Origin of the sequence: Pseudonocardia sp. TRM90224 (genome assembly GCF_021245725.1) — a bacterium.
Classification (GTDB): domain Bacteria; phylum Actinomycetota; class Actinomycetes; order Mycobacteriales; family Pseudonocardiaceae; genus Pseudonocardia.
Genome location: NZ_JAJGSX010000016.1, coordinates 1 through 25,870 on the forward strand (window position 1 = coordinate 1; position 25,870 = coordinate 25,870).

Below are 25,870 nucleotides of genomic sequence, written 5' to 3' on the forward strand. Positions count from 1 at the left end.
GGTATCCCCAAGGAGGTCGACGGGATGGCACGACCCAACCCATCCCGGAGATCTGCCCGCCCGGCGAGGGCGCCCTTAAAAACGCGCGACCACCAAGACCGACAAGGCCACCGCCACGAGACTGTCCGCCACAAACCCACCCAACGGAACCACGTCGAGAACCCACCCCCACCCACTCAAACGCGCGACTCACCGCCCCGGATCGCGCGACTCACCCGCCGAAACGTGCGCTTCGCCCGCCGAAACGTGGGACTCGCCCGCCGAAACGTGGGACTCGCCCGCTGGAACGTGGGACTCGCCTGCCGAAACGTGGGACTCGCCGTGCTGGAGGTGTCGACTCACCGTGCCCAAAGTGTCGACTCACCGTGCCGAAAGTGTCGACCCACCTGCCCGCCCCGACTCGCGCACGGTCTGGCCCCGACTCGCGCTCGGGGTGGGCGCGACTCGTGCAGTGCTCGCCGGGCTCAGACCTCGATCGCGCCGCCCACGCGGCGGAGGTGTTCGCGGAAGGTCAGGGTCGGTTCCGACGCACGTGCCGTGAGGTAGGTGCCGAACCGGACCTGGCTCCGCAGGGAGGTGCCGGAGCGGATCAGGTCGGCCTGCCGCCGCTCGGTGTCGCGGATCGTCTCCGCTACCGAGAGGACGTCGGGGAGTCGGTCGGCGGGGACGAACAGGACGCCGTCCTCGTCGCCGAGGACGACGTCGGAGCTGGTCACAGTCCACTCCCCGAAACGGGCCGCGGTGGTGGCGTCGGTGGGGCGCTCGTCGAGGCGCAACGGGCCGGTGGGGAGGGAGCCGGCGCTGAAGACCGGCAGGCCGATCTCCTGGATCTCCGCGGTGTCGCGGTTCAGCCCCCAGATCACGATCCCGGCCATCCCGCCGGCCTGCGCTTCCAGCACCATCAGGTCGCCGACGCAGCTCTCGTCGACGCGTCCGGCGTTGTCGACGACGAGCACGGCGCCGGGTGTGATCACCTCGAGGAAGATGTCGACGCTCCCGACGTGCCGCGCGGGGGCGGCCCGGCCGGCGACCCTCGTGCCCGGGACCACCGCCCGCACCTCGGCGGGCGCGCAGCGCACCGGCACCTGCGTGCGGACGCACCCGTCGGCGATGTGCGCCGTCGTGAGCGCAGCGAAGCGCTGCTCGATCTCGTCCTGCTCCATGTGCGTCCTCTCAGTCCAAGGTCTTGGCGAACCAGTGATGGGCGTACGGCTCGTCGTTGAATGCCTCGACCTCGACGAACCCGGCCGCCCGGTAGAGCCCGATGGCCTCGACCAGCGTGTGGTTCGTCTCCAGGCGCAACGTGCGCACGCCGAGCCCGCGCGCGTGCGTCTCCAGCTCGGTCAGCAGCCGCCTGCCCAGGCCGAGCCCGCGGACGGTCGGCGAGACCCACATGCGCTTGACGTCGGCGCAGTGCTCGGAGGGGATCACCTTCAGCGCGCCGCACCCGACGGGCTCCTCGTGCAGCCGCGCGACGAGCAGTGTGATCGCGTCGTCCTCGGCGGGGCGGGTGACGGTGGGGTCGAAGCCGCCGTCGAAGCGGGTGGCCAGGTCGGCGTAGTACGACGACATGCACAGCTGCGCGTCGGGGTGGCGCGGGTCGGTCACCCGCACGTCGACCATCGACGCCACGAGCAGCTGCTCGACCTCCGCCATCGCGGCGACCAGCCGCTCCCGCTGTGAGACGTTGAGCGGCTGGATCATCGTCTCGGCGAGCTCGTCGGAGAGCCGGTCCAGCTCTGCACGCTCCGCCCGACCCGCCGGGGTCAGCCGGGCGGTGCGGACGCGCGCGTCGTCCGGATCGGTCTCGACGGCCACCAGACCCTCCTTCTGGAGGCCGGCGACCAGCCGGCTCAGGTAGCCGGAGTCGAGGTCGAGCCGCGACCGCAGCCTGCGCAGCTCGCTCGGTCCGTCGCTGATCTCCCAGAGCAGCCGGGCCTGGCCGAGCGGGCGCCCGCGGGAGAGGTACGCGTCGTCGAGCGCGCCGACCCGCTGCGTGACGGTTCGGTTGAAGCTGCGCACCTTCGCCACCATCTCCGCGTCCATCCTCTGACTTTAGTCAGAGAAAAGTTGGAGCGCCAAGGATGTTGTGGCTGTACGCATGTGTGTAGGGTGCCCTTACTCAAGCGAAGGGGGAGGAATGACGACCGCTGTCACCGAACGCACGGCGCCCGCGCCGCTACCGGCCGCGCCGGTCGACACGCCACGCCAACGCGCGCGCAAGGAGGCCGCCGCGCTCGCCGAGCTGCGCCGGCCCGTCCGCGGCGCCACGATGCTGGCGGTCGTGGCCGCGGCGCTCGGCGCGGTCGCCGGCCTGGTGCCGTTCATCGGGCTCGCCCAGCTGGCGACGCAGCTGCTCGCGCCCCCGGTCGACGGCGGCGCCGTGCTGCTCACCGTCTGGCTCATCGTGGCGGGCCTCGGCCTGCGCGGCCTGCTGCTCGGCACCGCGCTGGCGATCACCCACTTCGCCGACGTGCGGCTGCAGGCGATCCTGCGCAGACGGATCACTGCGCACCTCGGCAAGCTCCCGCTCGGCTGGTTCTCGGAGAACTCGTCGGGGCGCGTGCGCAAGGTGGCGCAGAACGACATCACCGAGCTGCACCACCTCGTCGCGCACCACTCGGTCGAGATGACGGCGGCGATCGTGCTGCCGGTCGGCGGGCTGCTGTACGTCTTCTCCCTCGACTGGCGGCTCGGCCTGCTCGCCATCGGGACGCTCCCGTTCTACGCGGCCGCCTACGCCTGGATGATGCGTGGCTACCAGGAGAAGATGGACCAGATGAACACCGGGTACGCCCGGATCAGCGCTGCGATCGTCGAGTTCGTCAGCGGCATCGCGGTGGTGAAGGCGTACGGCAGGGCGCGCCGATCGCACGCCGCCTACCGCAGCGCCGCCGACGACTTCGGCTCGTTCTACTCCGACTGGGTCCGCCCGATGCTCACGATCGAGGCGATCGCGAGCATGGCGCTCTCCGCGCCGATCGTCGCGGTGCTGAGCCTCGGCGGCAGCATCTGGTTCGTCGCGCAGGGCTGGGTCACGCCGATCGAAGCGATGACCGAGGTGCTGATCGCGATGGTCATCCCGACGACGGTGCTCGCGATGTCGTTCGGCGCGCAGGCCCGGCGGACGGCGGCCTCGGCCGCTTTGCGCATCGTCGAGCTGCTGGAGACGCCCGAGCTGCCCGTCGCAGCACAACCGAAGCTGCCCGAGGGCAACCGCGTCGAGCTCGACGGTGTCCGGTTCAGCTACGACGGCACCACCGACGTGCTGCACGACATCTCCCTCGTGCTGGAGCCGGGCACCATCACTGCGCTCGTCGGCCCGTCCGGTTCCGGGAAGTCGACGCTGGCCACGCTGGTCCCGCGGTTCCACGACGTCACCGCGGGCGCCGTCCGGATCGGCGGCGTGGACGTCCGCCAGATCGCCCCGGACGAGCTGTACCGGCGGGTCGGGTTCGTGCTGCAGGACGTCCAGCTGCTGCGCGGGACGGTCGCCGACAACATCCGGCTCGGCCGGCCCGATGCCACCGACGACGAGATCCTCGCCGCGGCGCGGGCCGCGCAGATCCACGACCGGATCACGAAGCTGCCCGGCGGCTACACCGCCGTGATCGGCGAGGAGGCGCTGTTCTCCGGCGGCGAGGCGCAGCGGGTGTCGATCGCACGTGCGCTGCTGGCCGACACGCCGGTGCTGGTGCTCGACGAGGCGACCGCGTTCGCCGACCCCGAGTCGGAGGCCGCGATCCAGGACGCGCTCTCCACGCTCGCGGCCGGCCGGACCGTGCTGGTCATCGCGCACCGGCTGACGACGATCACCGGCGTCGACCGGATCGTCGTGCTCGACGGCGGGGAGATCGTCGAGCAGGGAACGCACGAGCAGCTGTCGGCCGCCGACGGGCGGTACGCCCGCATGTGGGCCGTGCACGAGGGGGGCGCACGATGATCCAGGACCTGCTCAGGATCATGGGCCAGGAGCACCGCCGGTCGCTGATCGGCTACTTCGTGTGGTGCGTGGCGTACGCGGTGCTGCAGGGCGTCGCGATGGTGATGATCGTCCCGGTGCTGCAGGACCTGCTCGCCGGTGACATCGGCGGCGCGCTCGCCTGGCTGTCGGTGCTCGTCTGCGCGGCGCTGTTCGCCTGCATCGCGCACTACGTGCAGGCGATGCGCGGGTTCGAGGTGGCGCTCACCGTCCTCTCGTCGATGCACCACCAGATGGGCGACCACGTCGTCGGCCTCCCGCTGGGCTGGTTCTCGTCGGAGAAGATCGGCCGGCTCTCGCAGACGCTCACCAGCGGCACGATGATGATCGGCGGGCTCTTCGCGCACCTGCTCACGCCGCTGGTGACGGGCATCGTCACGCCGGCGACGATCGCGGTCGCGATGTTCTTCTTCGACTGGCGGCTCGCCGCCGCCGTGATCATCTGCTCGCCGGTGCTCTACCTGGCGTTCCGATGGTCGGCGTCGCTGGTCGGGCGGGGTGACGAGCTCACCGACGCCGCGGCCGTCGAGGCGGGGAACCGGGTCGTCGAGTTCGCGCGCTGCCAGCTCGCGCTGCGCGCGTTCGGCCGGGGCGTCGAGGGCTACCAGCCGCTGGAGGACGCGATCGAGGGGCAGCGGATCGTCGGCCGGAGGAGCCTGTGGATGGCCGTGCCGGGGCTGATCGCGGGCGGGTTCGCCGCCCAGCTCGCCTTCACGGTGCTCATTGCGGTCGGGGTGCTGCTGGCACTCGGCGGATCCGTCGACACCGTCCAGGTGATCGCGCTGCTCGCGCTCTCGGCCCGGTTCACCGGGCCGCTCTCCGAGGTCGCCGAGTTCGCGGGCGCGCTGCGGATGGGCCGCAACGACGTCCGGCGCATGGCACGCATCCTCGCCGAGCAGCCGCTGCCCGAGCCGGCCGAGGCGGTCGTGGTCTCCGCCCGCGGCGAGATCGAGCTCGACGGCGTGACGTTCGGGTACGAGCCGGGCCGCCCGGTGCTGCGCGACGTGTCGCTGCGGGTGCCGCCGCGCACCATGACGGCGCTGGTCGGCGCTTCCGGATCGGGCAAGACGACGGTGACCCGCCTGATCGCCCGCTTCTGGGACGTCGATTCGGGCACGGTGCGCGTCGGCGGCGCCGACGTCCGCGACCTCACCACCGACGCGCTGATGGCGCAGGTGGCGATGGTGTTCCAGGACGTCTACCTCTTCGACGACACCCTGGAGGCCAACATCCGGGTCGGGCGGGCCGACGCGACCGACGCCGAGGTGCGTAAAGCCGGCCGGCTCGCCGGGGTGCAGGAGATCGTCGAGCGGCTGCCGGCCGGCTGGGCGACCAGGGTGGGGGAGGGTGGGACGTCGCTCTCGGGCGGGGAGCGCCAGCGTGTCTCCGTGGCGCGGGCGATCCTCAAGGACGCGCCGATCGTCCTGCTCGACGAGGCGACGGCCGCCCTCGACCCGGAGAACGAGCGGTTCGTCCAGGACGCGCTGCGCACGCTGCAATCCCGCTCGACGCTGCTGGTGATCGCGCACAAGCTGCCGACGGTCGTCGCGGCCGACCAGATCGTCGTGCTCGACGACGGGGGGATCGTCGAGCACGGCACGCACGGCGAGCTGCTCGCCGCGGACGGGCGCTACGCAGAGTTCTGGCGAGAGCGCAGCCGCGCGCGCGGCTGGCGGTTGGCCGCGGAGAATCGTCCCCGTGAGCGCACCGAGAGCTGACCGGCGCGGCTACGGCCGCCTCGACCGCGCGACGATCGTCACCGTCGCGCTCGCCATCGCCCGTCGCGAAGGCATGGCGGCCGTGACGATGCGCGCGATCGCCGACGAGCTCGGCAAGGCGCCGATGACGCTCTACCGGCACATAGGCGATCGCGAGGCGTTGCTGGTCGCGATGCTCGACGTCGTCGCGGGGGAGATCGAGCCGCCACCGCCGTCGCCCGATCCGCGGACGGAGATCATCGGGCTGGTGACGGCGGTGCACCACGTGCTGCACCGCGACGCGTGGGCGGTCATGGTGCAGATCACGGAGGGGCTCGCGAGCCCCGTCGTGCTGCCGCTGATGGAGCGGCTCTTCAAGGCGCTGCGAGCGGCCGGCGTGGGGCCGCACGACGCGGCCCCCGCGTCGGCCGTCATCTGGGACTACACCTACGGCGAGCTGCTGCGCGCCCACCAGCAGGACCCCGACAGCTTCGCCAGCCGCATGGCCCGCGAGAGCGACCCGGAGCTGTACCCGAACCTCACCGAGGTCCGGCGGGTGCGCTCGCACGAGGAACACTTCCCCGAGGGCATCACGATCGTCGTCGACGGCGTCCTGGCCCGCTACGCCCACCCCTGAACCCCAACTTCCCCACCGTTTTGGGTGGATGCGCGCCTGCGGAGCGCGCAAGTGCCCAAAACGGTGGGGAGTTTGCCGTGACTGATACCCCCAGGGGGTACTAGGCAGTTCGAGTGAGAGGGCTTGTGCGGATAGGGGGACGGGGTATGGTTCCCGGTGTTGATACCCCCTACGGGTAGCCAGTACGACGCCGGAGGTCCTCATGTCCCAGTCCACGTCCACCTACGCCGTCGCCGGGATGACCTGCGGGCACTGCGTCGCGTCGGTCACGGAGGAGGTCGGTGCTCTCGCCGGCGTCACGGACGTGCAGGTGGACCTGCCGACCGGAACGGTGACCGTCACCAGCGCCCGGCCGCTCGACGACGCGGACGTCCGCGCCGCCGTCGAGGAGGCCGGATACACCGTGGGGGCCGCGTAGCCATGAACACCACGAAGCGCCTCGCGACGTACGGCCTCGCGGTCGTGCTGCTCGCGGCGGGCGCGTACGCGGTCGGCTCGTTCGTCGGACCCACCCTCGCGCCGCCCCCACCAGTCGCGATGGAGCACGGAACAATGAACCCCGAACCCGCTGCCGCAGCACCGCACGCCGAGGCCGGCCACAGCGCCGGCCCTGCCCCGACAGCCGATCTCCCGGCCGGCCTGGCCTCCAGCCGCGGCGGCTACACGCTCGTCCCGGTCTCGCCGACGCTCACGCCCGGCACCGCAGCCGAGTTCGCCTTCCGCGTCACCGGCCCCGACGGCAACCCCGTCACCGCCTTCGACGTGGAGCACGACAAGCGGATGCACCTGATCGTCGTGCGCCGCGACACCGCCGGCTTCCAGCACGTCCACCCCGAGATGGCGGCCGACGGCACCTGGAGCGTGCCGCTCACGCTGCCGGCCGGCGGCTCCTACCGCGCGTTCGCCGACTTCGCCCCGACCGGCGGCGCCGGCACGACGCTCGGCGTCGACCTCGCCGCACCGGGCTCGTTCGAGCCCAAGACGTACGCACCGAGCCGGACCGCGAAGGTCGACGGCTACACGGTCTCCCTCACCGGCGAGCTCGTGCCGGGGCAGGGCTCGCCGGTCACGCTGAGCGTCGCGAAGGACGGCAAGCCGGTGACCGACCTGCAGCCCTACCTCGCGGCGTACGGGCACCTCGTCGCGCTGCGCGGCGGCGACCTCGCCTACCTGCACGTCCACCCGGAGGGGCAGCCCGGCGACGGGCGCACCCCGGCCGGACCGGAGATCAAGTTCGTGGCCGAGGTGCCCAGCGCGGGCGACTACCGGCTGTTCCTCGACTTCCAGCACGGCGGTGTGGTGCGCACGGCGGAGTTCACCGTCGCGACCGGCCCCGCGGTGCCCGACGCCCCCGCTGCCACCGGCCACTCGGCCGAGCCGCACGGTCACTGACAAGGAGCACGGAGATGAGCACCCTGACGGCGCAGAGCGTCGCACCGGTGACCGACGTCGAGCTGTCCATCGTCGGGATGACCTGCGCGTCGTGCGCCAACCGCATCGAACGCAAGCTCAACAAGCTCGAGGGCGTCAGCGCGACCGTCAACTACGCGACCGAGAAGGCGCGCGTGCACGCTCCCGACGGGATCGACACCGCAACGCTCGTCGCGCAGGTCGAGGCCGCCGGGTACACCGCGGTGCTGCCGAAGGCGGAGCCGACCACCCAGGACGCCGCGGAGCACGACCCCACGACGCAGCTGCGCAACCGGCTGCTCGTAAGCGCGACACTCGCGGTGCCGGTGGTGGCGATGGCGATGATCCCCGCCCTGCAGTTCACCTACTGGCAGTGGATCTCGCTGACGCTTGCGTGGCCCGTCGTGACCTGGGCGGCGCTGCCGTTCCACAAGGCCGCCCTTCGCAACCTGCGCCACGGCGCCGCGACGATGGACACGCTGATCTCGCTCGGGGTCGTCGCGGCGTTTCTGTGGTCGCTCTACGCGCTGCTGTTCGGCACCGCGGGCGTGCCGGGCATGGTGCACCCCTTCGAGCTGACGATCGAGCCGAGCGACGGCGCGGGCAACCTGTACCTCGAGGTTGCCGCGGGCGTCACGACGTTCATCCTCGCCGGGCGCTACTTCGAGGCGCGCTCCAAGCGGCTGGCGGGTGCGGCGCTGCGCGCGTTGCTGGAGCTGGGTGCCAAGGAGGTGACGGTGCTGCGCGGCGGCACCGAGCGCACCGTCCCGATCGCGGAGCTCGTGGTGGGCGACCGGTTCGTCGTGCGGCCGGGGGAGAAGGTTGCGACCGACGGGGTCGTCGAGGAGGGCGCGTCCGCCGTCGACGTCAGCATGATCACCGGCGAGTCGGTGCCCGTCGAGGTTCGCAGCGGCGACGCGGTGGTCGGCGCGACCGTCAACGCGGGCGGCCGGCTCGTCGTGCGGGCGACGCGGGTCGGCGCCGACACGCAGCTGGCGCAGATGGCCGCGCTGGTCGAGGAGGCGCAGAACGGCAAGGCCGACGTGCAGCGGCTGGCCGACCGGATCTCCGGGGTGTTCGTGCCGATCGTCATCGCGCTCTCCGCCGTGACGCTCGCGTTCTGGCTGGGCACGGGCAACGGTGTTGCGGCGGCGTTCACCGCGGCCGTGGCCGTGCTGATCATCGCCTGCCCCTGTGCGCTCGGGCTCGCGACGCCGACGGCACTGCTGGTCGGGACCGGTCGGGGCGCGCAGCTGGGCATTCTGATCAAGGGCCCGGAGGTGCTGGAGTCGACGCGCAAGGTCGACACCGTGGTCCTGGACAAGACCGGCACCGTCACGACCGGCCGGATGACGCTCGTCGACGTCCACGTCGCGGACGGGGGCGCCGCCACCGGTGAGGTGCTGCGGCTGGCCGGCGCGCTGGAGAGCGCGTCGGAGCACCCGATCGCGGCGGCCGTCGCCGAGGGTGCGCGGGCCAGGGTCGGCGAGCTCCCCGGCGTCTCCGACTTCATGAACGTCGAGGGGCTGGGCGTGCAGGGTGTCGTTGACGGGCACGCGGTGCTCGTCGGGCGCCCGGCGCTGCTGGAGCGCTGGAGCCAGTCGCTGACCCCGGCACTCGCGGCGGCGCACGCTGCGGCGCAGGAGCAGGGGCACACCGCGATCGCGGTTGCGTGGGACGGCGAGCCGCGTGCCGTGATCGCCGTCGCCGACACCGTGAAGCCGACATCGGCCGACGCGATCGCCCGGCTGCGCGCTCTCGGCCTGACCCCCGTGCTGCTCACCGGCGACAACGCCGTGGTGGCGCGCCGGGTCGCGGACGAGGTCGGCATCACCGAGGTGCACGCCGAGGTGCTGCCCTCCGACAAGGTCGACGTGGTCGCGCAGCTGCAGGCCGAGGGCAAGGTCGTCGCGATGGTCGGCGACGGCGTGAACGACGCCGCGGCGCTCGCGAAGGCCGACCTCGGGCTCGCCATGGGCACCGGCACCGACGTCGCGATCGAGGCCAGCGACATCACGCTGGTCCGTGGCGACCTCGACGCCGCGCCGGAGGCGATCCGGCTCGCCCGGCGGACCCTCGCGGTGATCAAGGGCAACCTGTTCTGGGCGTTCGCCTACAACGTCGCCGCGCTCCCGCTGGCGGCGGCCGGCCTGCTCAACCCGATGCTCGCCGGTGCCGCGATGGCCCTCAGCTCGGCCTTCGTGGTGGCGAACAGCCAGCGGTTGCGCGCGTTCAAGTAGGCCGTCGACAACGACGTTATGGCTGTCCCCGGGCCTCCAGGGCAGCCATAACGTCGTTGTCGACGCGTTCGGGGTCCCAGCGGGCGGCGGGATCCGGGGCGAGGAACGCCATGATCGCGCCCACGACGCCCAGCGCGGGCAGGGACCACTCGGCTGCTTCGCTGGAGTCGAACGGCGCCGCCGTGATCCGGCGCGGCTCCGGCGTCGCGAGCGCGGCCAGCACGAACCCACGCAGCGTCGCGGTGGCGACCTCGGCGAGGTCGGTGAAGCCGGCGTCGAGCTCGGGCGGATGCGGTAGCCGAAGACGCAGGCAAGCTGCTCGTGCGCAACCGCGATGCGGGTGACGAACCGCTGCTCCGACCCGGCGAGCGCGCCCGCGACGTCGTCGCGCAGCTCGCCGTCGGCGAGGCTGAGGAAGGTGGCCTGCAGCGAGAGGTACGTCCGCCACTGCGGTGAACCGCGGACGGTGTCGAAGTCGGACTCCGCACCGAGCCGCTGCAGCTCGACGAACAGGTCGTGCCGCTGCACCGCGTCGACGAGCCGATCGAGGCTCGCCCGGACGGTCTCGACCACCAGCCGTTCGGTTGGTACGTCCAGCTCAGGCGGTCGGCGTCGTGGACGGCCGGGATGTTCGTCGCGACGGTCATGGCCGTCGCCGTGGCCGTGCTGTCAGGACCGCGGACGCTGTCCACCTCCCGCGGCGGTTCTGAGCTGGGGGAACGTGAGCGCCGGCCCGCCGAGCGGGGTCGTGAGCTCGGCGGCGGTCGATAACCCGTCGAGCAGCAGGTCGGCGTGGCGGTGCGCCAGCGCGATGTCCAGGTCGCGCGGCACCGCCCCCGGCAGCGGCCGCGAGAGCCGCACGACCAGCGCGCCGACGTCGGCCACCGTCGCGTCCGGGCGCAGCGTCCCCGCCTCCTGCGCGGTCGTGATGAGCTGCTCCAGCAGCCGCCCGCCCTCGCCGCTCGCGGCGGTGAGCTCGGCGTCGTCCTCCGGGATGGCGTCGAGCAGCGCCGGGATCACCGCGGCGACCCGGGCGTCGATCGCGCGGTGGACGTAGCGCCGCAGCGCGGCGAACGGCTCGGGCTCCTCCTCGACGGCGCTGCGCATCTCGGCCGCCGCCGTCTCCAGCGCGTCCATGACGACGGCGCGCATCAACTCCTGCCGGTCGGGGAAGCGCCGGTAGAGCGTCGCGATCCCGGTGCCGGCGCGGCGGGCCACCTCGTCGAGCGACGCGCCGGGGCCGAGGTCGATGAACGCCTCCCTGGCGGCGGCGAGTATCCGGCGCCGGTTCTCCAGGGCGTCGGCGCGCAGCGGGCGGGTCATGGTGATCCTCTCGTCAAGTGGAGGAGATTACTCCGAAATACCTGGAGGAAAATCCTCCACATCATGCTACGGTCAGCAGCATCCGGAGGGAAGTCCTCCAGATAGATGACGAGGAGAAGACGATGCGAATCAGCCTCTCGCTGACCGAGTACACGTTCCCCGGCGGCGCGGCGCAGCTCGCGCAGGAGATGGGCCGGATCGCGAAGCTCGCCGACGACGGCGGCCTCGACACGCTTTGGGTGCCCGACCACATGATCCAAGGCGCCCCGGGCACGAACGTCACCGATGCGATGCTCGAGCCGTACACGGCATTGGGCTACCTGGCTGCCGTCACCCGGCGGATCCGGCTCGGCGCCGCGGTCTCCGCCGTGACGTTCCGTCCGCCGTCCCTGCTGATCAAGGCGGTGACGACGCTCGACGTGCTGTCCGGCGGCCGGGCGTGGCTCGGGATCGGCGCCGGCTACCTGCAGGAGGAGGCCGACATGATGGGCCTGCCGCTGCCGCCGACGGGGGAGCGGTTCGAACACCTCGAGGACACCCTGCGGCTCGCACTGCAGATGTGGGCCGGTGACGAGTCGGCGTTCGAGGGTACGCACCACCGGCTCACCCGCCCGGTCAACAGCCCGCCCGCGCTCAGCGGTCCGCACCCGCCGATCATGATCGGCGGTACCGGGGAGAAGAAGACCCTGCGGCTGGTCGCGCGGTTCGGCCAGGCCTGCAACCTGCCGGACATCCCCGACGGCGGCCTCACGATCCGGCGGAAGCTCGACGTGCTCGCCGGGCACTGCGCCGATGTGGGCAGGCCGTTCAGCGAGGTCGAGAAGACCGTCGCGACCCGGATCAACCCGGACGAGTCCGCCGCCGCGTTCGCCGAACGCTGCGCCGCGCTCGCCGAGCTCGGCATCGAGCACGCCATGGTGATCACCTCGGGCCCTTTCACTCCCGAGCGGGTCGAGCGGCTGGCGGAGGCGGCGGCACTGGTGCGCGATGTCGAGGCGGTCGCCGTCTGAGCCGCCAACTTCCCCACCGTTTTGGGCACATGCGCGCGAAATCGGCGCGCATCCGCCCAAAAACGGTGGGGAAGTTTCGGGTCACCAGGTTACGGGGAGGGCCCTGAGGCCGCCCGTGAGCAGCTTCGAGCGCGGCTCGAGCTGCTCCACTGCAACGGCGAGCTCGAGCGACGAGAACCGCTCCAGTAGCGCGGCGAACAGCACCTGCAGCTCCAGACGTGCGAGGGGAGCGCCGATGCAGAAGTGCGCGCCATGGCCGAAGGTCAGGTGCGGGTTGGGGCGGCGGGCGGCGTCGAACCCCGGCCGGTCGCCGACGACGTGCGGTGCGTGGTTGGCGGCCCGCAGGTCGAGCACGACCATGTCGCCGGTCGGGACGACGGTGCCGTCCACCTCGACGTCGGCGTTCGTCCACCGGACGAGCCCGCGGGCGGTCGTGTCGTCCGGCGCAGGCTCGCCCGTCCGCGCGGAGCGCAGGATCTCCTCGACGGCAGCGGGGATCCCCGACGGATCGGCGCGCAGTGCGGCCCGCTGCTCGGGGTGCTGCGCGAGCAGCACCACCCCGGAGTCGATGGCGGCGACCGTCGTCTCGTGGCCGGCGATCAGCACGGCCGCGCCGATCTGTGCCGCCTCGACCAGCGTGAACGTCGCCGGGTCCGCGAGGTGCGCGGCCGCCAGCGCCGAGAGCAGGTCGTCGCCCGGCTGGTCGAGCTTGGTGGCGACGAGCGTCGAGATGTACTGCCACAGCGATGCGAAGCCCTGCATGGACCGTGTGGTGTCGGTCATGTCGGCGGTCTCCTCCGACCAGCGTCGGAAGTCGTCGCGGTCGCGGTAGGGCACGCCGAGCAGCTCGCAGATGACCAGCGCGGGCAGCGGGAACGACACCGCGTCGTGGAAGTCGGCCGGCCGATCCCGGCCGGCGAGCTCGTCGAGCAGGTGGGCGGCGATCTCGCCGACGCGCGGGCGCAGCTGCTCGATGCGGCGGGCGCTGAACCACGGGCTGAGCAGCTTGCGCATGCGGGTGTGCGCGGTGGTGGTCGCCGGCGACTCCGGTTGCGGCCGGCCGAACATGACCGAATCCGAGTAGCGCGGCGCCCGGTCCGGGTCCGCGTGCGTGTAGTCGAGCCGCGGGTCGCCGAGCAGCGCCTTGATGGTCGCGTAGTCGGCGACCCGCCACGCGGGATCGCCGGCCGGGGTGCGGGTGCGGTGCAGGTTGGCCATGGTTCGATGACACCATACATTGTGAACTATGTACATGATGTGGTGGTGATAGCTTGTGGCCGTGGCTCCGGACCCCGTCGACGTGCTGGACCGGGCCTTCGCGATCGCGGCGCAGATCGGGGGCGCCATGAACTCGGCGCTGACCGAGCGCGGGCTCACACCGGTGCGCGCGGGCTTGCTGCTGGTGCTGCACGAGCAGGGGCGCCCGGTCGTGCAGCGCGAGCTGAGTCAGCTCCTGCAGTGCACGCCGCGCTACGTGACCGCGCTCGTCGACGCGCTCGAGACGCAGGGTTGGGCGGAGCGCCAACCGCATCCACGCGACCGGCGCGCGACGCTCGTTGCACTCACCCCCAAAGGGGTGGAAACGGCGGAATGGATGGCGGAAGGACGCCGCAAGGCCGCGCACAGGCTGCTCGGCGACCTCCCGGAAGCCGACCTGGCCGGCTTCCTCGTCGTTGCCGATCGGCTGCTGGGATCCTTCGGTCCCGATGAGGTGCGCGGCGCCGGGTGAAAGGCGGATCCGCAGGTCGTCTAGGCTGTGGGGGAGCGTCCTATCTGGGCTTCCGGGTCGGACGCGGCACGCAGGGAGGAGCGGTCTTGGGGGACGGCCGGGGCCACTGGATCGACGACGACAACTTCGAGCAGCCACTGCCGGAGATCGATCTGACACGAGCCTCGAACGCACGGGTGTACGACTACGTGCTCGGTGGCAAGGACCACTTCGAAGTGGACCGCAGGGCCGCCGAGGCGATGTACCGGGTCGTGCCCGAAACCCCGTTGATCGCCCGCGACAACCGGCTGCAGCAGCACCGCGCGGTGAGCTACCTCGTCCGCGAGGCCGGTATCCGCCAGATCATCGACCTCGGCTCCGGTCTCCCGGCCGTCGGCAACGTCCACGAGGTCGCGCACGAGATCGACCCGCAGGTCCGGGTGGTCTACGTCGACAACGACCCGATGGTCCTCGCGCACGGCCGCGCAATGCTGGCCAACGACGAGACGACCGCTGTGATCGCGGCCGACGTCCGCGACGTCGAGGCCGTCTTCGCCGCCCCCGACACGATCAAGCTGATCGACCTGGCCGAGCCGTTCGCCGTCATCGCGTCGAGCCTCCTGCACTACTTGGACGACGACGAGGCCGCGACGACCGCCGCGGCGATCCGCGAGCGCCTCACGCCGGGCTCGTACCTCATGCTCGGCAACTTCCTCGACGACGACGAGGACCGCGCGAAGGAGCTGGAGCGCGCGTTCATGGAAGGCGACCTCGGCGGCGGTCGGTTCCGCTCGTGGGGTGAGCTGCAGTCGTTCTTCGACGGGCTGGAGATGGTCGAGCCGGGGCTGGTGTACGCCAACGACTGGCGTCCCGACGAGGAGACGCCGGAGGACAGCCCGGTGCACACCCTCTACGCGGTGGGGATGGCGCAGAAGCCGACCGGCTGACCTGCGATTCCCTGGGGCGTCAGCCGTCGAGCATCTGGCGCAGCGATGCCTTCGTCTTGAACGGGGTCTCGGCCTGGACGCTCACGCGCTCCATGACGCCGAGGTAGTCCTCGATGTCGGCGCGCTTGTCCAGGTAGACCGCGCTGTTGAGCTGCTCGAGGTAGACGACGTCGGGCAGGTCGGGCTCGGCGAAGCGCAGGATCGTGAACGGGCCGCCCGCGGCGGCGTGGCTGCCGATTCGGAAGGGCAGGATCTGTACCGTCACGTTCGGCATGGCGCTCATCTCGAGCAGGTGCTCCAGCTGCGAGCGCATGACGGTGGGCGGGCCGAACGGCCGGCTCAGCGCGGCCTCGTCGATGACGGCCCACAGCTGCGGCGCGCCGGGCTCGGTGAGCATCTTCTGGCGTGCCATCCGCAGCTGGACGCGGCGGTCGATCTCGTACGCCGACTCGCTGCTGTGCCCCGCCCGGATGACGTTGCGGGCGTACTCCTCCGACTGCAACAGGCCGGGCACGAACTGCACCTGGTAGGTGCGGATGAAGCTCGCCTCCTGCTCGAGGCGGAGGTACATCTCGAACCAGCTGGGCAGGATGTCGCCGTCCTGGTGCCACCAGCCCCTGGCGTTCGTGCGGTTGACGAGGCTGAGGTAGCCCTCGCGCTCCCGCTCGTCGGTGACGCCGTAGAGGGTGAGGAGGTCGACGATGTCGCGCTCCTTGAACCCGACGCGCCCGAGCTCCAACCGGCTGATCTTGGCGTGGGACGCCCTGATCGCCTCGCCGGCGGCGTGGCGCGTGATGCCAGCGGCCTCACGGAGCCTGCGCAGCTGGGTGCCGAGCACGATGCGCATGACGGTCGGACCGGCCTGGATGCTCGGGCTGAGCGGGGTGGTTTGCCCGGGCTTCGGCGGCTCTGCAGTCACAGCTCAACCTCACGACGGTCGGGTCCTGATGGGCGACACCTGCCGGACGTCTGCCTCGGACGGCCGGTGGACCGCCTCGGCACACACCGCGACCGATGGAGCATAGACCCGTGACGGAAATCCCGTGCAGTCTTCTGCGCAGGGTGGTGCCGGACGGCGGCTCCAAGGGCTACGCGATGAGATCGTCGAACTCGCCGTCCTTGGCGCCGCGGATGAACGCCGCGATCTCGGCACGCGTGTAGAGCAGCGCGGGGCCGCGGGGAGCGCGGGAGTGCCGGACTGCGACGCCGCCGCTCGCGAGGTCCGCGAGCTCGACGCAGTCGCCGCTGGGATTGCTGGCCGTGGCCTTGCGCCACGTCACGTCTTCGAGCTGATCGGCGGCGACGTTGGTCGTGCCGTCGTTGTATTGCATGTCGTGTCTCCGACCCGATCCGGCCACGGACTCATCCCCCCGTGTGACTTACATATGCACTTTCAAACGTTCTTGCAGATGGTGTTGCAGACAGGGTTGCGGATGCAAGCCGGGATCGCCAAACTAGTTGGCGGGGGAGTACGGCCAGCGGCACACGGAGACCGATGAGTGGACGTGTGCTCGGCCACGACCTGTAAAGGGGGAGTCGTGGGCCAAGAACACAGACGTCCGTCTGTGTCTCAGCGTCTCCATCTGGCCAGGGCCACCGTGCCCGTGACCTGTCTCAGCGACGGCAGGGCGCACGACGTGCCCGACGTCGAGTTCACCCGTGCTTCCGGGCACTACCAAGCCATCTGCGGGCACACCGTGTACGCGGCGCCGATGGTCGAGCCCGACGGGAAGCCGTGCCAGCTCTGCACAGAGATGTGGGAGCTGAACCACGAGCAGCAGCGGGTGGGCCGGTTCGGGCGGCTCTCGGGCTGACGCCCGGGGGCTGCATGTGGCGAGCGACGAGCGGCTGCACCCGCCGTCGTCCGGCCGCCCGTGCGTTTCCGCCGATCCCACGTCGACCAGCGGCGTCTGTCACACCACGACCTCTGTTCGTGGCCGCCGCGTTGGGTCCGTGGTTGTATCGGCCCCATGTCTCCGACCGGCCGGACGAGCAGCGCGCTCCAGGGGCCGCTCTGGGCAGGCCGCCGCGGCGATCAGTTCGACGAGCCCATGTTCTTCAGGCGCTGTCGCTGAACGCCGCCGGTGCCTCGGGAAGTACTGCGGCACCGGACGACCTGTCCGCTCCCGACCCGGTGAGGTGCCGCGATGGTCAGTACCCGCTCACTCCCGATCATCGATCTCGCGCGGTTCGACGGCGCCGAACGCGCGGCCGCGCTCGCCGAGCTGCGTGTCGCCGCGCACGAGGTCGGCTTCTTCTACGTGCAGGGCCACGGCGTCCCGTCGGACGTCCTGTCCGGGATCATGAACGTCGCGCAGCGCTTCTTCGCGCTGCCGATCGACCAGCGGCTGGAGATCGAGAACGTCCGGTCGCCCCAGTTCCGCGGTTACACGCGAGTGGGCACCGAGCACACCGGCGGCACGGCCGACCAGCGCGAGCAGCTCGACATCGGCCCCGAACGCGCGGCGCTCGAACTCGGTGCCGGCGACCCCGACTACCTGCGGCTCGTCGGGCCGAACCAGTGGCCGTCGGCCCTGCCGGAGCTGCGTGACGTCGTGCTGCGCTGGCAGGCGGAGGCGCTGCGGGTGAGCCGCGAGGTGCTGCGCGCGCTGGCGGCGGCGCTCGGCCAGCCCGCCGACTACTTCGACCGATGGTTCGACGACGAGGCCGCGGTGCACGTCAAGGTCGTGCACTACCCGCCGCGGGCGTCCGTCGACGCCGATCAGGGGGTCGGCAGCCACAAGGACTACGGCTACCTCGCGCTGCTGCAGCAGGACGAGGTCGGCGGCCTGCAGGTGCAGCTGCGCGACGGATCGTGGATCGACGCCGTGCCGGTGCCGGGAGCGTTCGTCTTCAACATCGGCGAGATGCTGGAGATCGCGACCCAGGGCTACCTGCGCGCCACCCAGCACCGCGTGCTCAGCCCACCGGCGGGGATCGACCGCTACTCGGTGCCGTTCTTCCTCGGCCCGCGGCTCGATGCCGTCGTCGAGCCGCTCGAACTGCCGGCGGAGCTGGCCGCCGACGCGAACGGGGTAGCCGACGACCCGGACAACCCGTTGCTGGCGGAGTTCGGCGAGAACGCGCTGGTCGGCTGGCTGCGCTCGCACCCGCGGGTGGCGGAGCGCTGGTGGTCGGACGTGCTGGCGAGACGATCGTGAACAGCAACGGCTGGCGGTTCGAGACCCGCGCGCTGCACGCCGGCGCGGTGCCCGACCCGGCGACGGGCGCGCGGGCCGTCCCGATCTACCAGACCACCTCGTACGTCTTCGACGACGCGACGCACGCGGCGGAGGCGTTCGCGCTGCGCGACCTGCAGACCCACGCTTACACGCGGCTGTCCAACCCGACGACGGCGGTCGTCGAGGAGCGGTTGGCGTCGCTGGAGGGCGGGGTCGCCGCCGTTGCCGTCGGCAGTGGGCAGGCCGCGGTGACGCTGTCGTTGCTCAACCTCGCCCGGGCCGGCGACCACGTCGTCGCGTCGGCCGCGCTGTACGGGGGCACGTACAACCTGCTGGCCCACACCTTCGGTGAGCTCGGGATCGGCGTGACGTTCGTGGCCGATCCCGACGACCCCGACGCCTGGGCGGCCGCGATCACGCCGCGGACCCGGGCGCTGTTCGCCGAGAGCATCGGCAACCCGCGCGGCAACGTGCTCGACGTCGCCACGGTCGCCGGTGTCGCACACGCCGCGGGCGTGCCGCTGGTCGTCGACAACACGGTGCCGACCCCGTGGCTGATGCGGCCGATCGAGCACGGCGCCGACATCGTGGTGCACTCGACGACGAAGTTCCTCGCCGGTCACGGCACGGCGATCGGCGGTGTTGTCGTCGACGCCGGCCGGTTCGACTTCGGTGCCGACCCGCAGCGCTGGCCGGGCTTCACACGTCCCGACCCGAGCTACGCGGGCCTCGTCTTCTGGGACGCGTTCGGCGCCGACGGGCTCGCCTATGCGTTGCGGCTGCGCACCAAGCTGCTGCGCGACCTCGGACCTGCGCCGTCGCCGTTCAACAGCTTCCTGCTGCTGCAGGGCATCGAGACGCTCCCGCTGCGGATGGAGCGGCACGTCGCCAACGCGACCGCGATCGCCGCATGGCTGCAGGAACACCCGCAGGTCAGCGCGGTGCACTACCCGGGGCTCGCGTCGAGCCCTTGGCGCGCGGCGGCCGAGCGCTACCTGCCCCTCGGTGCGGGCGCGGTGCTCGCGTTCGAGGTCGAGGGCGGAGTTTCCGCAGGCCAGCGGCTCGTCGGCGGGCTGAGGCTGTTCAGCCACCTCGCCAACATCGGCGACGTGCGCAGCCTCGTCATCCATCCGGCGTCGACGACACACGCGCAGCTCGACCCTGCCCAGCAGGCCGCGAGCGGTGTGACACCAGGACTTGTACGGCTGTCCGTCGGCATCGAAGGCGTCGACGACCTGATCAACGATCTGAAAGCGGGGCTGGCGGCATGACGACAGAGCGGGAGACGGCACCGCCGGAACAGTTCGCGGGCCGCCACGGGGTGGTGCGCTACCGGCGGTGGCGGCCGGAGCGGAAGCCGGTCGCGGAGCTCGTGGTGCTGCACGGGCTGGGTGAGCACGGCGGACAGTACGCGCCGCTCGCCGAGGCGGCGGTAGCGGCCGGGCTCGAAGTATGGGCCCCCGACCTGGCCGGACACGGCCGCAGCGACGGGGAGCGGGTGCTCATCCACGACCTCGACGACCTCGTGGCCGACGCGGAGACGCTGCTTCGGGTGATCAAGGTCGCCCGGCCGGGCGTGCCGGTCGTCGTTGTCGGGCACTCGCTCGGCTCCGCGATCGCGACGCTGCTCGTCGGCGAGATCCGCCCGCGGCCCGACACCGACAGCGGGATCGACGACCCCGCCGCCGACGTCGTCGGGCTGGTGCTGGCCGGCTCGTCGCTGACCACGTCCGGCGGGCTCGACGCGCTGATCGCCTCCGGGCTCGACCCGATGGACCTGCGCAAGGACCCCGGCGAGCTGGTGCGCGACCCCGACCAGGCGCAGCGGGTGCGCGAGGACCCGCTGGTGTGGGACGGCGGGCTGCGCCCCGAGACGCTGCGCGCGCTGCGGGCGGCGTCGTCACGCACGGCGCGGCTCGTCGCGATCGGGGCGCTCGACCACCTCCCGGTGCTCCTCCTGCACGGCGAGGAGGACGACCTCGCGCCGGTCGAGGCGGCGAAGCAGGTGGCCGACACGCTGCCGCGCGGGCGGATCGTCGTCTACCCGGAGGACCGGCACAACATCCTCCACGAGCTCGACCGCAAGGCCGTGCACGAGGAGCTGATCCGCTTCGCGATCGCGGTCACGGGCGCGCGCGTCTGACCCGAAGCTCCCCACCGTTTTGCCAACCTGCACGCCGTTTTGCGTGTGCAGATTGGCAAAACGGTGGGGAAGTTGGGCGGGGTGCTCGGGGCGGGTGCGCCGATCGGAGCAGTGGGCGGTTCCGCAGAGGTATCGGAGATCACTCGCACGGCGGGGGCGACGACCTGCGCAAGAAAGGTTAGCCTGACCTTTCCTGAGGGCATGCGGACCTTGCATGCACCCGTGCTCGAGAGGACGACGATGGCGCACGCTGCCCCCGCCCGAACGCAGCCGGACCGCGAGGTCCTCGACGTAGTGGGGGTGGGGTTCGGGCCGTCCAACCTCGCGCTGGCGATCGCGCTGCACGAGCACAACGCGGCCGTCCCACCCGAGCGCCGGCTCACCGTGCGGTTCGTCGAGCAGCAGGGCAGGTTCGGCTGGCACCGCGGCATGCTGATCGACGACGCGACGATGCAGGTCTCGTTCCTCAAGGACCTCGTCACGCTGCGGAACCCGGCCAGCCCGTTCAGCTTCCTGTCGTACCTGCACTCGAAGCGCCGGCTCGTCGACTTCATCAACTACGGCAGCGTCTACCCGACCCGCCTGGAGTTCCACGACTACCTCGAATGGGCCGCGCAGCGGTTCGCCGAGCAGATCCGCTACGGCACCGAGGTCGTCGAGATCCTGCCGGTGCGAGACGGCGGCGACGTCGAGCTGCTCGACGTCGTGTGCCGGGCCGCCGACGGCACGGTCACGCGGCTGCGCGCCCGCAACGTCGTGCTGGCCACCGGCCTGGTCCCGAACGTCCCGCAAGGGGTCGCGCTGGGCGAACGCGTCTGGCACGCGCGCGACCTCATGAACCGCGTGCCGGAGCTCGTCGAGCCGAAGCGGCTCGCGGTGGTCGGGGCCGGGCAGAGCGCCGCGGAGGCCGTCGACTACCTGCATCGCACCTTCCCGGCGGCCGAGGTGTGCGCGGTGTTCGCGCGGTACGGGTTCAGCCCCGCCGACGACAGCTCGTTCGCGAACCGGATCTTCGACCCGGCCGCCGTCGACGACTTCTACGTCGCGCCCGATGCCGTCAAGGACATGCTGCTCGGCTACCACGCGAACACGAACTACTCGGTGGTGGACACCGCGCTGATCGAGTCGCTCTACCGCCGGCACTACCACGAGATGGTTGCCGGGCACGAGCGGCTGCGGTTCCTCAACGTCTCGCGGATCACCGGCGTCGCCGGCTTCTCCGACCGCGTCGAGCTGACCGTCGAGTCGATGCTGGACGGCGCTTGCGAGGTGCTCAGCACCGACGCCGTGGTCTACGCGACCGGCTACCGATCGCACGACCCGCTGTGGCTGCTCACGACCGACCTCGCCGCCGCCTGCACGCGCGACGAGCTGGGCAGGCCCGTGTTCCGTCGCGACTACCGGATGTCCACCGGGCGGCTGCCCGACGGCGCGCCGCTCACGGCCGGGCTGTTCGTGCAGGGTGCGACCGAGCACACGCACGGCATCTCGTCGACGCTGCTTTCGAACGTCGCCGTGCGTTCGGGGGAGATCGTTGCCGCGCTGACCGCCCGCACCGAACGGCTCGCGACGCCGTCGATGGCGAGCGCAGCAGCCCGCTGAGAACAGCACCCGTTCAGCCACGAAGTCGGATCCGAGGAAGGAGCCTGGATGCGCGTCGTCGCGTTCGGATACATGACATGGGGTCGGCGGACGATCGAGGCGGTGCTCGCCGCGGGCCACGAGGTGCCGCTGATCGTCACGCACCCCGATAGCGACAACGCGTACGAGAAGATCTTCAACGAGTCCGTCGCCGAGCTGGCCGCCGACCACGGGATCCCGGTGCTCGTGCGCAACCGGGCGGAGGACACCGATGTCCACGAGGCCGTCGCCGCGGCGCAGGCCGACGTCATGGTCGTCTCCAACTGGCGGACGTGGCTGCCGCCCTCGCTCTACTCGATCCCGCGGCTGGGCACCCTCAACGTGCACGACGCGCTGTTGCCGGCCTACGCGGGGTTCGCGCCGCTGAACTGGGCGTTGATCAACGACGAGCCCGAGGTCGGCGTCACGGCGCATATGATGAACGCCGAGTTCGACGCGGGCGACATCGTGCTGCAGCGCTCCACGCCGATCACGGACGAGGACACGATCGTCGAGCTGTTCGACCGCACGCTCGCGATGTTCGGCCCGATCACGGTCGACGGGCTGGAGCTGGTCGCGAGCGGCCGCACCGACTGGACGCCGCAGGACCGCAAGGCCGCCTCGTACTTCCACCGCCGCAGCGAGGAGGACAACCGCATCGACTGGACGTGGCCGGCGCGCGACATCTTCAACCTGGTCAGGGCCCAGCTCGACCCGTACCCGAACGCCTACTGCTTCTACGGCACGCAGCGGTTGCGGGTGCTCGGCGCGTCGGTAACCGACGACGTGATCGGCGGGACGCCCGGGCGCATCGTCATCCGGCGGGGGAGCGGCGTGGTGATCGTCGCCGGGGCCGATGCCCGGCGCGGACGCAACCGTGGGCTCGTCGTCGAGCGGGTGCGGACCGACGACGGCCGGGAGCACGCCGCCGCCGAGTTCTTCCCGCACATGGGCGGCTACCTGACCTCCCGTCCGAGCGCGTTCGCGTAAGGAAGTACTCACGTCCGGGCCGCCCGTTCGTCCGATGCTGGGCGTGGGAGGTGGTCTCGTTGACGATCCGGTTGTACCCAGGCGCGCCGCCCGTTCTCGGCGATGCGGAGCGGATCCCGTCGCAGGAGCGGGCCCGGCTGCGGGCCGCCGCGCTGCGGGCGAAGCGGCTCCACCCGGGGCCGCTCGGCGAGCTGGTGAGCCGCGAGCTGCTGGCCTACGCCGACTTCGGGATCGGCTTCGGCCGCGATTCGCTCATCCCGCGGCTCTGCGCACAGGTGCTGGCCGAGACCGTCGACAACGACGTTCTGGTCGATCTCAGCGCTCAGAAACAGCCATAACGTCGTTGTCGACGTCCACGACGGGCCGCTGCGCGGCGTTCCGGTAGGCGCCGATCTTGCCGTCGAGCACGACCAGCTCGCGCCTGATCCGCTCCATCTTCGCCAGCACGGCCGAGCGGTGGTTCTCGAGCAGCTCCAGGCGGCGGGCGGGCTCCCGGTCGCCGTCGATCGCCACGAAGCGGCGCAGGTCGGCCATGGTCATGCCGGTCTCCCGGAGGCACCGCAGGATCCGCAGCCACCCGAGATCGCCCTCGGTGAAGGCCCGGGCGCCCGCGGACGTCCGGGTCACCGCACCGAGGATCCCGAGCCGGTCGTAGTAGCGGATGGTGTCGATCGAGAGTTCGGTCTGCCGCGCGGCCTCCGAGATGTTCACGCCCGAGATGTTCACACCCGTGATGGTGCCTCGACGAGCCTGTCGACGGCGACGACCTGATCGGCGGTGAGCGGTCCGAGCGGCAGCGCGCCGGCCAGCTCGCGCGCCTGCTCGGGCGTGCGCACGCCGGGCAGCGCGATCGCCCGCGGCGACCTGCCCCACACGTAGGCCAGCGCCCCTTGCACGAGGGTGCGTCCCCCGGACGTCAGGATCTCCCGGACGGCGTCGACGCGGGCCACCCACTCGGGCATGCGATCGGCGTGGAAGTAGTCCAACCACTGGTAGTGGCGGCGGACGTCGGCCGGCGCGAGCGGGTCGGGGGTGCGGTAGCGGCCGCTGAGCAGGCCCATCGCCAGCGGCGTCCTGGCGAGCACGGCTAGATCGTGCTCGTCGCACGCCGCGAGCGCCGGCTCGTCCGCGCCGAACACGTTGAGCTGCTGCTGCACGGCGACGCAGTGCCCGCCGGCGGCGACGGTCGCGATGACGTCCGGGCTGGTGGCGCTCGTGCCGTAAGCGCGGATCTTGCCGGCCTCGACCAGCTGCTCGAAGGCCTGCACGGCTTCGGCGGCCTGCTCCGGGGTGCAGCCACCGGGGTGGATCTGCAGGAGGTCGATGTGGTCGACGCCGAGCCTGCGCAGGCTCGCGTCGCAGGCAACCAGCACGTGCGCCGCGCTCAGGTCCACGTCGGAGCCGACGCGGGCGACCTCGTCGAAGACCAGCCCGACCTTGGTCGCGATCACGACGTCGTCGCGGAACGGCCGGACGGCCCGCCCGACGACCCGCTCGGAGTGCCCGCAACCGTAGACGTCGGCGGTGTCGATCAGCCGCACCCCGCTGTCGTACGCCGCCCGCACCGCCGCGACCGACACGTCGTCGTCGGCGGGGCCCCAGCCGGCGGGTCGGCCGCCGAAGTCCCATTCGCCGCCGAGCGCCCAGGTGCCGATGCCGAGCGCCGGCACGGTTCGGTCGCCGATGGGCCGTTGTGGTGTGGGTTGCGGTGTCATGGACCGCACGCTGCACCCTGGAGCGCGCTCCAGGGCAAGCGCGGTGAGCGTCGACAACGACGTTCTGGCTGTTTGTGAGCGCTAACATCGACCAAAACGTCGTTGTCGACGGTGTCCTAGAGCGCGATCCAGGCGCTTGTGACCGCCGGCGCGTCCGGTCTGGTCAGGCGCAGGCGGGTGGGGCCCGGGGGCAGGTCCTCGACGGCGAACCAGCCGTCGGCGTCGAGGTCGGCGGTGCGTTCCCCACCGGGGGTCTCGACGGTCAACCCGGCGACGGGGCCCGTGACCAGGCCCCGCATCGCCAGCCGGCCGGCCTCGTGCAACTGCGCCTGCACCTGCAGCTCGACGGCGACGTCGCCGGCTTCGAAGGTCAGCATGCGGACGTCGTCGCCGGCGGCTCGGACGAGCTCCGGCTCGTGCGCGGAGTCCAGCACCAGCTCGGCCAGCTCGTCGTCGAGGCGGCGGGTCGCCAGCGCGGCGCGGGCGGCCGCACCAACGATCCCGGGTGGCGGGTCGGCCTCCGCGGCGATCCGCCGCAGCCGCTCGATCAGGTCGTCGTCGCCGGGGTGGGTCATCGCGCTTCTCCCGCGCCGAGCAGGTCGTCATCGCCCGCGACGCGGCGCAGCTGGTCGAGGCAGCGGGCCCGGCTCGGCCCGATGCTCCCGATCGGCATGCCGAGCGCTGCGGACACGTCGGCGTACGTCGGTGGCGGCGTGGTCATCAGCACGCGCAACAGCTCCTGGCAGCGCTGTGAGATCTGCCCGACCGCACGCCACAAGGCCGCGTCGCGTTCGTCGGTCAGCAGGGCGGTGTCGAGCGGGTCGGCGCCGTCGGGCAGCTCGTCGGCGAAGTCGAGCGGCGCGCCGACGCGGCTCTTGCGCAGGATGCGGAGGCATTCCCGGCGCACGGTGGTCGCCAGCCAGCCGGAGAGGCGCTCCGGGTCGTTGATCCGCTCCAGGTTCTCGACGAGCCGCAGCCACGTCGTCTGCACGGCGTCGGCGGCGTCGGCGGTGTTGACGCGGAAGCTGCGGGCGATCGACCAGAGCATGCTGTTGTACCGGGCGACGAGCTCGTCCCACGCCGCCTGGTTGCCGTCGGCGGCCGCCGCGAGCAGCTCGCCGGTGTCCTGAGCCACGTGCACCCCTCCATCGCCGGACTCGCATTCTGCCGGACCGGACCTTTGAAAAGCAGAGCGCTGGACGTCTGGTCGTGATGGGTGTTTTCACCCGGTCGGACGCATCAGACGTTCCGAGCGTGCGCTCTTCC

At 71.8% G+C, this 25,870-nt stretch carries 28 protein-coding genes; 17 read left to right on the forward strand and 11 right to left on the reverse strand.

Annotated features, from left to right (window positions below; translation table 11 throughout):
- Window positions 1–464: 464 nt before the first annotated feature.
- The gene (locus tag LL648_RS22270) at window positions 465–1,163 is read right to left on the reverse strand and encodes an RraA family protein (protein ID WP_232664614.1); all 699 of its coding nucleotides are present in this window, start codon (window positions 1,161–1,163) and stop codon (window positions 465–467) included.
- Window positions 1,164–1,173: 10 nt separating this feature from the next.
- A complete protein-coding gene (locus tag LL648_RS22275) occupies window positions 1,174–2,046 on the reverse strand; it encodes a bifunctional helix-turn-helix transcriptional regulator/GNAT family N-acetyltransferase (RefSeq protein ID WP_232664615.1) in 873 nt (290 codons plus the stop codon).
- A 94-nt stretch (window positions 2,047–2,140) separates the two neighbouring features.
- Between LL648_RS22275 and LL648_RS22280 the strand changes: the two genes are divergently transcribed.
- The 6 genes from LL648_RS22280 to LL648_RS22305 all read left to right on the forward strand — a co-directional run bounded on the left by LL648_RS22280 (window position 2,141) and on the right by LL648_RS22305 (window position 9,966).
- Entirely contained in the window at window positions 2,141–3,943 is a 1,803-nt protein-coding gene (locus LL648_RS22280) for an ABC transporter ATP-binding protein (RefSeq protein WP_232664616.1), read from the forward strand.
- The gene (locus LL648_RS22285) at window positions 3,940–5,700 is read left to right on the forward strand and encodes an ABC transporter ATP-binding protein (protein ID WP_232664617.1); all 1,761 of its coding nucleotides are present in this window, start codon (window positions 3,940–3,942) and stop codon (window positions 5,698–5,700) included. The genes LL648_RS22280 and LL648_RS22285 overlap by 4 nt, the downstream gene beginning before the upstream one ends.
- On the forward strand, window positions 5,681–6,316 hold the full coding sequence (locus tag LL648_RS22290; protein WP_232664618.1) for a TetR/AcrR family transcriptional regulator: 636 nt from the start codon (window positions 5,681–5,683) through the stop codon (window positions 6,314–6,316). The genes LL648_RS22285 and LL648_RS22290 overlap by 20 nt, the downstream gene beginning before the upstream one ends.
- A 202-nt stretch (window positions 6,317–6,518) precedes the next feature.
- Entirely contained in the window at window positions 6,519–6,734 is a 216-nt protein-coding gene (locus tag LL648_RS22295) for a heavy-metal-associated domain-containing protein (RefSeq protein ID WP_232664619.1), read from the forward strand.
- Between the two features lie 2 nt (window positions 6,735–6,736).
- Window positions 6,737–7,708: a hypothetical protein gene (locus tag LL648_RS22300; protein WP_232664620.1), complete on the forward strand. Its 972-nt coding sequence runs from the start codon at window positions 6,737–6,739 to the stop codon at window positions 7,706–7,708.
- Between the two features lie 14 nt (window positions 7,709–7,722).
- Window positions 7,723–9,966: a heavy metal translocating P-type ATPase gene (locus LL648_RS22305; RefSeq protein WP_232664621.1), complete on the forward strand. Its 2,244-nt coding sequence runs from the start codon at window positions 7,723–7,725 to the stop codon at window positions 9,964–9,966.
- A 16-nt stretch (window positions 9,967–9,982) separates the two neighbouring features.
- Here the strand turns inward: LL648_RS22305 and LL648_RS22310 are convergent, their stop codons facing one another.
- Window positions 9,983–10,189 carry a hypothetical protein gene (locus tag LL648_RS22310; protein ID WP_232664622.1) on the reverse strand — a complete coding sequence of 69 codons (207 nt, stop codon included), beginning with the start codon at window positions 10,187–10,189 and terminating at the stop codon, window positions 9,983–9,985.
- A 98-nt stretch (window positions 10,190–10,287) separates the two neighbouring features.
- On the opposite strand from LL648_RS22310, the gene LL648_RS44225 reads away from it, so the two are divergent.
- Window positions 10,288–10,422: a hypothetical protein gene (locus tag LL648_RS44225; protein WP_255686240.1), complete on the forward strand. Its 135-nt coding sequence runs from the start codon at window positions 10,288–10,290 to the stop codon at window positions 10,420–10,422.
- Between the two features lie 213 nt (window positions 10,423–10,635).
- Here LL648_RS44225 and LL648_RS22315 read toward each other — a convergent pair whose 3' ends face one another.
- Window positions 10,636–11,289 (reverse strand): TetR/AcrR family transcriptional regulator, encoded by a 654-nt coding sequence (locus LL648_RS22315; protein ID WP_232664623.1) that lies wholly within the window; start codon window positions 11,287–11,289, stop codon window positions 10,636–10,638.
- Window positions 11,290–11,411: 122 nt separating this feature from the next.
- Here LL648_RS22315 and LL648_RS22320 point away from each other — a divergent pair, with 122 nt between their 5' ends.
- Window positions 11,412–12,299, forward strand: a complete 888-nt coding sequence (locus tag LL648_RS22320) for a TIGR03560 family F420-dependent LLM class oxidoreductase (protein WP_232664624.1) — start codon at window positions 11,412–11,414, stop codon at window positions 12,297–12,299.
- Window positions 12,300–12,380: 81 nt separating this feature from the next.
- On the opposite strand, the gene LL648_RS22325 is transcribed toward LL648_RS22320, so the two are convergent.
- Window positions 12,381–13,517 (reverse strand): cytochrome P450, encoded by a 1,137-nt coding sequence (locus LL648_RS22325; RefSeq protein ID WP_232664625.1) that lies wholly within the window; start codon window positions 13,515–13,517, stop codon window positions 12,381–12,383.
- A 61-nt stretch (window positions 13,518–13,578) separates the two neighbouring features.
- On the opposite strand from LL648_RS22325, the gene LL648_RS22330 reads away from it, so the two are divergent.
- Both LL648_RS22330 and LL648_RS22335 read left to right on the forward strand, forming a co-directional pair.
- On the forward strand, window positions 13,579–14,028 hold the full coding sequence (locus tag LL648_RS22330; protein ID WP_232664626.1) for a MarR family winged helix-turn-helix transcriptional regulator: 450 nt from the start codon (window positions 13,579–13,581) through the stop codon (window positions 14,026–14,028).
- A gap of 86 nt (window positions 14,029–14,114) precedes the next feature.
- Complete coding sequence (locus LL648_RS22335; RefSeq protein WP_232664627.1) at window positions 14,115–14,954, forward strand: SAM-dependent methyltransferase; 840 nt, start codon at window positions 14,115–14,117, stop codon at window positions 14,952–14,954.
- A gap of 19 nt (window positions 14,955–14,973) precedes the next feature.
- Here the strand turns inward: LL648_RS22335 and LL648_RS22340 are convergent, their stop codons facing one another.
- Entirely contained in the window at window positions 14,974–15,873 is a 900-nt protein-coding gene (locus LL648_RS22340) for a helix-turn-helix domain-containing protein (RefSeq protein WP_374112090.1), read from the reverse strand.
- A 169-nt stretch (window positions 15,874–16,042) separates the two neighbouring features.
- Window positions 16,043–16,285, reverse strand: a complete 243-nt coding sequence (locus LL648_RS22345) for a DUF397 domain-containing protein (protein ID WP_232664628.1) — start codon at window positions 16,283–16,285, stop codon at window positions 16,043–16,045.
- A 273-nt stretch (window positions 16,286–16,558) separates the two neighbouring features.
- Between LL648_RS22345 and LL648_RS22350 the strand changes: the two genes are divergently transcribed.
- From LL648_RS22350 to LL648_RS22380, 7 genes are all read left to right on the forward strand, one after another.
- Window positions 16,559–16,768 (forward strand): hypothetical protein, encoded by a 210-nt coding sequence (locus tag LL648_RS22350; RefSeq protein WP_232664629.1) that lies wholly within the window; start codon window positions 16,559–16,561, stop codon window positions 16,766–16,768.
- A 333-nt stretch (window positions 16,769–17,101) separates the two neighbouring features.
- Entirely contained in the window at window positions 17,102–18,115 is a 1,014-nt protein-coding gene (locus LL648_RS22355) for an isopenicillin N synthase family dioxygenase (RefSeq protein WP_232664630.1), read from the forward strand.
- Complete coding sequence (locus LL648_RS22360) at window positions 18,085–19,407, forward strand: O-acetylhomoserine aminocarboxypropyltransferase/cysteine synthase family protein (RefSeq protein WP_232664631.1); 1,323 nt, start codon at window positions 18,085–18,087, stop codon at window positions 19,405–19,407. Before LL648_RS22355 ends, LL648_RS22360 begins: the two co-directional genes overlap by 31 nt.
- A complete protein-coding gene (locus LL648_RS22365) occupies window positions 19,404–20,279 on the forward strand; it encodes an alpha/beta fold hydrolase (protein WP_232664632.1) in 876 nt (291 codons plus the stop codon). The genes LL648_RS22360 and LL648_RS22365 overlap by 4 nt, the downstream gene beginning before the upstream one ends.
- A gap of 222 nt (window positions 20,280–20,501) precedes the next feature.
- Window positions 20,502–21,881, forward strand: coding sequence for a lysine N(6)-hydroxylase/L-ornithine N(5)-oxygenase family protein (locus tag LL648_RS22370; RefSeq protein WP_441344309.1), 1,380 nt, complete (start codon window positions 20,502–20,504; stop codon window positions 21,879–21,881).
- A gap of 48 nt (window positions 21,882–21,929) precedes the next feature.
- Window positions 21,930–22,889, forward strand: a complete 960-nt coding sequence (locus LL648_RS22375; RefSeq protein WP_232664633.1) for a methionyl-tRNA formyltransferase — start codon at window positions 21,930–21,932, stop codon at window positions 22,887–22,889.
- Between the two features lie 59 nt (window positions 22,890–22,948).
- Window positions 22,949–23,227: a hypothetical protein gene (locus tag LL648_RS22380; protein ID WP_232664634.1), complete on the forward strand. Its 279-nt coding sequence runs from the start codon at window positions 22,949–22,951 to the stop codon at window positions 23,225–23,227.
- Here the strand turns inward: LL648_RS22380 and LL648_RS22385 are convergent.
- The 4 genes from LL648_RS22385 to LL648_RS22400 form a co-directional block, all read right to left on the reverse strand.
- A complete protein-coding gene (locus tag LL648_RS22385; protein ID WP_232664635.1) occupies window positions 23,205–23,615 on the reverse strand; it encodes a MerR family transcriptional regulator in 411 nt (136 codons plus the stop codon). The two genes, LL648_RS22380 and LL648_RS22385, sit on opposite strands and share 23 nt — an antisense overlap.
- Window positions 23,612–24,604, reverse strand: a complete 993-nt coding sequence (locus LL648_RS22390) for an aldo/keto reductase (protein ID WP_232664636.1) — start codon at window positions 24,602–24,604, stop codon at window positions 23,612–23,614. The genes LL648_RS22385 and LL648_RS22390 overlap by 4 nt, the downstream gene beginning before the upstream one ends.
- 116 nt (window positions 24,605–24,720) lie before the next feature.
- Window positions 24,721–25,179, reverse strand: a complete 459-nt coding sequence (locus tag LL648_RS22395; RefSeq protein WP_232664637.1) for a carboxypeptidase-like regulatory domain-containing protein — start codon at window positions 25,177–25,179, stop codon at window positions 24,721–24,723.
- Window positions 25,176–25,739, reverse strand: a complete 564-nt coding sequence (locus LL648_RS22400) for an RNA polymerase sigma factor (RefSeq protein WP_232664638.1) — start codon at window positions 25,737–25,739, stop codon at window positions 25,176–25,178. Before LL648_RS22400 ends, LL648_RS22395 begins: the two co-directional genes overlap by 4 nt.
- Window positions 25,740–25,870 lie beyond the last annotated feature (131 nt).